Raw genomic sequence first — 8988 nt, 5'->3', positions numbered from 1 at the left:
TATCTCACCGTTTGGACGGCTACTGAGATAGAGATAAAACAACCTCTTACCGTTAAACCTAAAGTTCTCGTAACCTGCTAATAATTATGCGAAATACAATTACATGTTACCATTGATACACCCAAACGCCACAAATGGTTTAAGACAGGACGGTTGAAGTGATGACAACTAGCGAAACAATCACCAAGACTGCTAAGCCGAAAGCTCGGCGGAGTTGTAAACATTGCAAGAGGCGATACACGCCTTATAGATCCACTTCGCAATACTGCTCCAACAGTTGTCGGGTGCTGGCTTGCAATACGCGCAAGAGGCAAAAAGCTGAAAAAACCGCCAAGCGAGAAGATAGTATGCAGCGCTCAATACGCTGGCACCGAGGTCAGAAGCAATTCCAACACCTGTCCGAAGACGAACTCAGGGTTCTCATCGAGGCCAAATGGGAAGACCGACACCAAAGAGACCTTGAAAGAAGGGCTAGTGCCCGGGAGCGATACGCGCGTCAGAAGTCATGTGAAGAACTCGGTGCCGAACGTTCAATATTGAAGTCCGACGAAAAAAGACAACCCCAGAATCCTGTAGAGCTTGGATCAGCTTTTCAAAAAACCGGAACACTGTTTGAAAGACCCCGACCAAAGATCGAGACGAAGCGGCGCCGAAAGCTTGTGCCGCGAAACCGAGACAGCTGATCCAGCTAAAATACCGCAAAATTTGGACGACGTCGTCCTTCAACTGATGCTCTAACTCGAGCATATCTGCAGTAGTCTTTGTACACCGTACACCTGCAGCGCCCTTCCTCAATGTACTACTCTAGTCCTTTAAGGATGGCTCCCTTGGGAGGTGGTTAATCGATTGTAATTTAACGGATTTAACCATCCTCTTCCCGCAACTGTCGCGTTCTTGATCGTACGAAACGCGACAACCCTCTCCAACCAATCGCAACTAATCCCTGACAGGTATTGTTGCTCCAAAAGGAAATATTGCTATGGCTGACATCACCGTCGTCGACACCATTATGGGTGCCGGTAAGACATCGTTCATCATCGAATACATGAACCGCGCCCACTTCGATTGCATGTTCAATTCATCCAAGCGTCGCTTTATCTACGTTACGCCTCTGTTGGATGAAGTCGAACGGGTAAAAAAGGCGTGTCCAAGTCTCAGTTTCAAGGACCCCAAACCAATACATGGTCGCAAATTCTACGGTCTTCAAAAGCTGATCGACGAGGGCGAGAACATTGCGACCACACACGAGTTGTTCAGGATGATCACTCAAGAAACGAGAGAAGCCCTGTTGTCGGCCAACTACACGCTCGTGATCGACGAAGTTCTTACCTGCTGCGACTTCTTTGATGGTTTGACCAAGTTCGATCAAGACGACTTGTTCTCCGCCGGTAAAGTGTTTGTTGAACAAACCACCAAGCGTCTTCGCTGGAATCACGTGGAGCACGGGAGCTATGAAGGTAAGTTTTCTCCGATCAAGCACCTTTGCGACAACGGGAACCTGGCTGTCTATACGGAGGGTAACCGAAGCAAACGGGTCTTAATCTGGCAGTTTCCGATTGAGTTCTTGGAGTGTTTCAAGGAAGTCTTCGTGCTTACCTATCTGTTCCAAGGGTCTCCCATGCGGTCTTACTTGGAGGCGGAAGGCGTCTCCTTTGACTTAAAGGCAGTGTCTGGAAGCCGTGCAACCGGATACCGACTGATACCGTGGTTGGATCACAACGAAGGAGAGATCAAGTCCATGATCCGGAAGTTAGTTTCGATCTACGAAGGTAGAGGCAACGACATCGGATACCCAAAGGGTAGAGAACAGCCGTTGTCATCTTCATGGTTCAAACGTGCCGACGCTGCATCTATGCGCAAATTAAAGGGCAACACCGTGACTTTCTTCAAGAACCACGCCAAGACACGATCTGGAGACAATTCATGGACAACCTTCAAAGACCACCGCCAGAAACTGAAAGGTGAAAGCTATTCCGGTAAGAGTTGTTGGATCCCACTCAATACCAAGGCCACGAATGACTTCGCCCATAAGAAATCCATGGCGTACCTAGCCAACAGGTTCTCATTGCCAATTCTTCGTAACTACTTTGCGGATCAAGGGATCGCGATGAACGACGACGTTTTTGCAATCTCCGAGATGGTACAGGTAATCTGGAGGACGGCTATCAGGAACAACGAGCCGGTCATGCTGTATATACCCAGTGAACGGATGCGGACCCTGTTTCAGCTTTGGTTGAGAACCGAAAGTACCGCTGAGTTACTTGAAGAAATCGCCTTTGAACCTCAAAAACTTGCTGCGTAGATCTATGTCCCTCGCCCTTTCCGGCGGGGGCATGACCGAACTCTGCTTGATGAAATTCGTTGTCTAGTGGTGACTGTCTTCGTTCCCACCTTTTTTACATCGGCGCGGAGTATGTGTTGGTTGAAGTCAGCTTCTGAGAGACGACTAGGTGCGCAAGCACAGCTTCAGCCTTCGTGTCAATTTCCTCTGGTGTGAAGCTGTCGGGTAAACCGCTGGTGTCGTCATATAGGTAGTCGTGAATTCGAGTTCGCATGGCGTCGCGAGTTGCCTGCTTGGCGAAAAAATCCTGAACCCGGTCTACTTCAGATTTTAACACTGTGTGCAGGCCCTCAGCGACTTTCTTTATCCGAGCTATCTCGTCGGGGCGAAGTTCTGGCTTAATAAGGAGGTCAAACAGAGCAAGTGTTTCCTCATCACCCAAACCTTCACGCACAGCCCGTTGCTCTTCTTCGTTCAACTCCGCAACTAGTATCAGAAGTGCCTCGAATGTCTGCTCAATGGTCACACGGTCTTTCTCTTGATTGTACTGAGCTACGATGCGTTCGTAGTGAACCTGGAAGTCAGTCCGCAAAGGATTCTGCCGCAACAACAGTTGCAGTCGCCGCTCCACAGCATCCTTTAAGCTTTGAACCGTTGTGTTCTTCTGCGGTGACCTGGTAAATTCCTGACGAAGCCGTTCAAAATCGATCTGGCTGATGTCGTAGAGGTTACCATCAAGACCACTGCTTTCGGTCGTTTCCACCGCACCGCCAACCACGTCGTGCAATTGCTTGATGATATCCGAAATATCAGCCTTCTTCACATCATCTTCCAGATTCTTATAGATCACGTTGATCGCGTCTCGGTCGTCGCGATAGCGACCAATTTCCTTCAGGTTCAAACACGCTTTGAACTTCTTGAAGACTTCGCGGCACATGATCTGGAAACGCTTACGACTTTCATCGTTTTCGTTAACGATCTCCTTGGCATCAATGATGGCCTTATTCCGATCAAAGCCAGTCTTGGTAAGGACGTCAGACAACGTAAAGCCACGACTATCCAGGAAGTCACGAACACCAGCGATAGCCTCTTCGAGATCTGCCAGCAATTCTTCATCAGGTCGAACAGGGTCGATTTCCGGCGGTGGGCCATCCTCATCACCCGTGTAACCAGCAAAGGTCGCCAGGGCTCTTCGCAGGTTTTTCAGGATGCCACAGTAATCAACAATCAGACCGTTGTTCTTGCCTTTATGCACCCTGTTGGCACGTGCAATGGCCTGCATGAGTGTATGGGCTTTCAGCGGCTTATCTAGATACAATGTCGAAAGGCTGGGCACGTCAAAACCGGTCAACCACATGGCACATACGATAGCGACGCGGAACGGATGCTCTTCCTTCTTAAAGGCAGATTCCACGTCAAGCCGCTTACCATCTTCGGTTTCAAAGCCATCCTTGATCAGCTTACGGTGCGGGATGATGTCCAAGTCCCAGTTCCGGAATTTGGCGACCTCACCCTGCTCTTCACTGACGACAACCGCCATCAGGGTTTCCCGCATCCAGTCTAACTGACGCTCCCGATCAGCCCGGTCTTGTTCGTCACAACCGGCCAGTTCGACTTCAAGCTCACTGATCCGTCGTTTCCAGTGGTCGATCAACAGACCATGCATCCGCACCGCAGTGATCTTGTCAATACAGACCAGCATGGCTTTGCCGGTTTCCCATTGTGTTGAGTAGTGAACCACAAAGTCACGGGCGATCTTGTCCAACCGGTCAGGGTTGGTGATGACGTGGTAGTCGCGTTTGAGCTCTTTCTCTAGCCGCTCTGCAACATCCTGATCATCGACCTCCAATTCTTCCAGTTTGGCCGCGATCTTGTCGTTCAGATCATTGGTCGCAACCTGAAGCTCTTCACCACGGGCATCGTAGTAAAGCGGCACTGTGGCACCATCTTCCACCGCCCGCTGGAAATCGTACTTCGACACATATTCACCGAATACACGGCGGGTGATCTCGTCATCAGAGAACAGGGGCGTTCCCGTGAACCCAATCCGGCTGGCATTCGGCAGGGCGTTCCTCAGGTTCAGCGAGAGCGTCCCGTACTGCGTCCTGTGGGCTTCATCCGTGATGATAATGATGTCATCCCTATCAGAATAGAACTCGCCCTCTCTAAGCTTCTCATTGAATTTCTGGATAAGCGTGAAGACATACGCCTTGTGCTGGCCCAACAGGGATTTCAATTCCTTTCCCGATCCAGCCCTTACTGGGTCCTGGTCATTGTCCACCAGCCCGCACCCGGCGAAGGTCTTGTACAATTGACCATCCAGATCGGTCCGGTCGGTACATATCACAAAGGTGAAGTTCGACCCGATCTTGCGGTGTATCTTCTGGGTATAGAATACGATGGAATAGGATTTACCCGACCCTTGGGTATGCCAGAACACACCCAACTTACCGTCACGGGCCTCACGGTCTTTAGTGGCTTCAATCGCCTGGTTCACGCCCAGGAACTGGTGGTTCCGGGCCACGATCTTGATCAGCCCATTGGGCGTCTCGTCAAACAGGATGAAGTTCTCATAGAGGTCGAGGAAGGTTCGTTTGTCACAAACACCCTTCAGCAAGGTCTCCATCTCAACAACCCCAGCCTCACCTTCACTTAGCCGTTTCCAGTCGTTGAAGTGTTCCCATTGGCTGGAGATGGACCCGATGCGGGCATCGACACCATTGCCCAACACGATAAAGGCGTTGTGGTGGAACAGATGCGGGATGGTGTCTTTGTAGTCCGCCAGATTGCCATCATAGGCGTGGCGAATATCCTTGTGCAGGGCTTTGCACTCCACGAAGAGCAGCGGCAGGCCGTTGACGAAACCGACGATATCCGCACGGCGACGGTAGAGGTCACCCTTGATCCACATCTCTCGCACACAGAGGAAGTGATTGGCCTCGGGGTGATCCCAATCGACCACCTTCAGCCGTTTCTTGACCAATTCGTTCTTGGCATCGCGAAACTGAACCTGAACCCCATTTTTGACCAACTCATATTTCTCACGGTTGATCTGAAGCGTCCCATAGATCACCGGCACCTCAGTGATCTGACGAAGAGCATCCTGATACGCCGCATCAGGCAAACCCGGATTCAACCGCATAAGGGCCTCACCCAGATAGCGGGTCAGCACGACATCCTTCTCGGATTTGCGGCCAAGAGTACCCTCTGGGCCCAACACCTCTTGCATGGCATAGATGTTCTCATCCCAGCCTAGGATGTCCTTCAGGTAATCCGCTGTGGTCTCCTGTACCAGCGTGTCTTCGTTCAGGGCGGGGCTCATACCGTGATCTCCCCACTCATGAGTTTGGGGAGAAAGATGTCACGGGCTTTCGTCAATTGTTCGTTCGCCTGGCTCAAGGTTTTGATTTGAGCGTCCACATCTGACGCGAAGTCATCAAACTGCTGTACAAGGCTTTCTGGTGGGCAAAGAAGCTCTTGGTTTTCAAGTTGCTTCTTATTGACCGCTGCGAAGATAGCTCCGCCACCAACCATGTCTTCTTTGAAGAAAAATGACTTGAGTTGATAGAAAAGGAATGACTGTTTGCCGGTTCTTGAACGCATCGCCGACAGTCCACGACCAATTACAATAGCGTCGTTTGATATGTTCATTCGCCCAACAGGTGCCCGAACGCTGAACAGGATATCGCCCGGTTGGGACAGTCTGGTTGGCTTAGTGCAATACGTATTGTGAACCACAAACCTGAAACCGAAATTAGTCACGCCCTGATGAAACGGCAGACCATCGCCATCGTCATTGTAAAACTCAGACTTAGGGCTTTGACCCATGGTGATCTCAGCAAGGTCTATCAACCTTTGATGCACCCACCCTTCCGGCACACCATCGACGAGGGGCACGTGTTCGTGGCCGGGGAAGCGGAAGCGGACGAACCACTCCTTATAGAGTTGCCGTGCTGCCTCCTCCAACAACGAAATCCGCCGCCGGTTGTTCTCAATCAGGTCGTCGTAGGCGGTGAGAACCTGACCCATTTTTTTTTGTTCTTCGAATGAAATTTCTGGGATTACCACACGGCCAACATCTTTAGGGCTGATGTTTGCTTGGTTGGCGGCGCCACCTGCGTTAAGTGCCAACTCCCGCATGACAGATTCTTGTCGTAGAAAGTAATACAAGAAGCTTTGGTCCAGCTTTCCTTTTTCGTTGATAACAATGCGCCCTGCACGCTGGTTCAATAGTGCTGGTCTAGTATGCCGATATCGCGCGACCCTGCCGACAACAGAGTTCGGTTGCGATAGATGTGAACCAGTTAAAGAGATCATTACATCGTCAGGTTGGACGTGGAACTTATGATCTATCGACAAGAACTCTGGAGGAAGAAATTGCACGGTATCAAAAGTAACGTGCTCATGCTTGATATTCGCAATTTTTATGACTGGTATACCAACTTCGACAAAGTCTTTTGACTTAAATGCGAAGCCAGAAATGACTGTGGCGTAATCGGACAAAGGGAATCCAGCACTACTCAAAAGCCCAACTCCTCAAAGTTTTTTTGGATTTGGGCGGCAAGCTCACTGGCCTCTTCGTTCAGACCTGCCAGTTCTAGGTGAATTTCGCGCAGGGCTTCCTCGAAATCAAAACCTTCGTCTTCCTCCTCAGGGGCCACGCCGACATAGCGACCGGGCGTCAGGCTCCAGTCATTCTCTGCAAGCTCGGCATGATCCACCAACTTCACCAGACCTTCAACATCGCGAAGCCGTGCATCGGGGAACCGTTCCTGCAACCAACGGGCTTGCTTGTAGAAGTACCGCACCTGCCGCAGGGCTTCGACCACCGCTTTGCGGGCCCCATCCGCTTCCTTGATCAGCTTGTTGAGACCGCGTACGCCGCCGGTGTGATCCTTGGCGGTCTTCTCGATCAGCTTGAACACCTGATCGATCTGCTTGATCAGATCACGGCTCGTTTCCGCCATCGGCCCCAGCACATTGGCGGCGTTAGTCAAACCGGCGTTGTCCTTGTTGATGGAACCAACCTTGGCGGTCATCTCGGTGGTGGTGGCATCGAAGGTTGAGATATCAGTTATCAACTGTTGGTACGCTGCTTCAGCTTCATCCGCATCTTCGACCTTCTCCGACAAGGCACCATAGGCATCATAGAAGGCATGCAGTGGCTCTCTGGTCGCTTCAGCCGCTGTAATCGTGTTGGTGATGTAGGTGTCGATCAGATGCAGGAACCGGTCCTGCTGACCACGGTAGAGCCAGAAGATCGCGGACAGGTTCTGGGTCTGCTCGGGTGAGAAGTCATAGATTTTGCGGGTCACCTTGCGGAATACAGCCCGTGCATCGACCATCAGCACTTTGTCCTGCATGGCCTCGGGCTTGCACTTGTTCAGGAACCAAAGCTCACAGGGCACGGATCTGGTGTAGAAGAAGTTACCACGGATCGCCATCATTGCGTCCACATGGCCGGTTTCGATCATTTTGCGGCGTACCTTGGCCTCTTCCCCACCAGCCGAAGACGCCTGCGATGACATCACAAAACCGGCACGGCCCTGATCGTTCAGGTAGCTATAGAAATAGCTCATCCACAGATAGTTGCCATTGGAAACCTGGCCGCTTTTGTTCACACCGGGTAGGTCAAATGGCAGGCGTGGATCAGCCTTGATCTTGGTGGCGTCCACCTCGTCCACGTTGAACGGCGGGTTGGCCATCACGAAGTCGCACTTGCCCACCATCTCATGGGGCTCTTCGTAGTAGCTGATAGCCTGAGCGATGTTCCCTTCGAGCCCATGCACGGCAAGGTTCATCTTGGCCAGCCGGATAGTGATCTTGTTCTTCTCCATCCCGTAGAAGGTTGCGACCTCCTGCGGGCTTTGGTGCATCTGTTCAATGAAGTGAGCGGACTGCACGAACATACCGCCGGAACCACAGGCCGGGTCGATGACATTGCCATGGTCTGGCTCGATCACGTTCACAATGGTTTGGACGATGGACACCGGAGTGAAGAACTCGCCGTTGTCGTGGGCGCCCTGGTCGGCGAACTTGGTCAGGAAGTATTCATAGATGCGACCAAACACATCACCGGTCATGTTTCTCAGGGCCGGGTCGTTGAACGTTCGCAGCAATGTGCCAAGTACGTCGTTGTCGAGTTCCTGATACTCACGTTTAGGGAGAACACCGGCGAGGGTTTCGTAGTCCTCTTCGATCTTCTCCATCGCGTTAATGATGGCTTCAGCCCGGTCATCAGCGTCAGTCAGATTTACCAGGTGATCGAACCGGGCTTCCTCACGCAGATAGATCGCCCCTTTGCCCGAAAAATCCTCTTTGGTCAGAGCACGGGTCACACCGCCACGACTGGGCAGGTTGGCCTCTATCTGGGGTTTCAGTGCCAGATAACGGCTGTATGCGTGACGTAAAAAAATCAGGCCCATTATTGGCAGGAATGCTTCGTTCGACGCAAAACTGCCATTCGCCCGCAGGGTATCAGCACTGCTCCACAGTCTTTTTTCAATTGCCTCAATATTCTCAAGCTGAGCCATATTATCTTAGTCTCCGCGCCTTTAGTCGGCACCTATAGTGTTAGAACGCCCATACATTGGTCGTGAAATCTCACTTACTGTTATCGTCTTGGTTGCAGAAGGTTAACTACTAATCGATCAATCGCTCGTCGGTGCTGCGCAATTCGCCGGGTGAGTATTGGTGTGACCCAACTG

At 51.4% G+C, this 8988-nt stretch carries 4 protein-coding genes; 1 reads left to right on the top strand and 3 read right to left on the bottom strand.

Translation table 11 applies throughout. The features are described from left to right. Positions 1 to 979: 979 nt before the first annotated feature. A complete protein-coding gene (locus ACR0NF_RS21600; protein WP_480778938.1) occupies positions 980 to 2302 on the top strand; it encodes a hypothetical protein in 1323 nt (440 codons plus the stop codon). Between the two features lie 94 nt (positions 2303 to 2396). Here the strand turns inward: ACR0NF_RS21600 and ACR0NF_RS21595 are convergent, their stop codons facing one another. The 3 genes from ACR0NF_RS21595 to ACR0NF_RS21585 are packed head-to-tail and all read right to left on the bottom strand — an operon-like array spanning position 2397 to position 8814. After that, positions 2397 to 5603: a type I restriction endonuclease subunit R gene (locus ACR0NF_RS21595; protein WP_480778937.1), complete on the bottom strand. Its 3207-nt coding sequence runs from the start codon at positions 5601 to 5603 to the stop codon at positions 2397 to 2399. Continuing rightward, positions 5600 to 6805 (bottom strand): restriction endonuclease subunit S, encoded by a 1206-nt coding sequence (locus ACR0NF_RS21590; RefSeq protein WP_480778936.1) that lies wholly within the window; start codon positions 6803 to 6805, stop codon positions 5600 to 5602. The genes ACR0NF_RS21595 and ACR0NF_RS21590 overlap by 4 nt, the downstream gene beginning before the upstream one ends. Beyond that, positions 6802 to 8814, bottom strand: a complete 2013-nt coding sequence (locus ACR0NF_RS21585) for a type I restriction-modification system subunit M (protein ID WP_480778935.1) — start codon at positions 8812 to 8814, stop codon at positions 6802 to 6804. Before ACR0NF_RS21585 ends, ACR0NF_RS21590 begins: the two co-directional genes overlap by 4 nt. Positions 8815 to 8988: the final 174 nt, after the last annotated feature.

It is taken from the genome of Ruegeria sp. CF4 (assembly GCF_056537345.1).
The sequence above is the reverse complement of the archived record's forward strand: the minus strand, read 5'-3'. Positions and strand labels throughout refer to the sequence as shown.

Excerpts from the sequence above, each read along its gene's own strand:
- ACR0NF_RS21600 (WP_480778938.1), top strand. The coding sequence starts at position 980 with ATGGCTGACATCACCGTCGTCGACACCATTATGGGTGCCGGTAAGACA.
- ACR0NF_RS21595 (WP_480778937.1), bottom strand. The coding sequence starts at position 5,603 with ATGAGCCCCGCCCTGAACGAAGACACGCTGGTACAGGAGACCACAGCG.
- ACR0NF_RS21585 (WP_480778935.1), bottom strand. The coding sequence starts at position 8,814 with ATGGCTCAGCTTGAGAATATTGAGGCAATTGAAAAAAGACTGTGGAGC.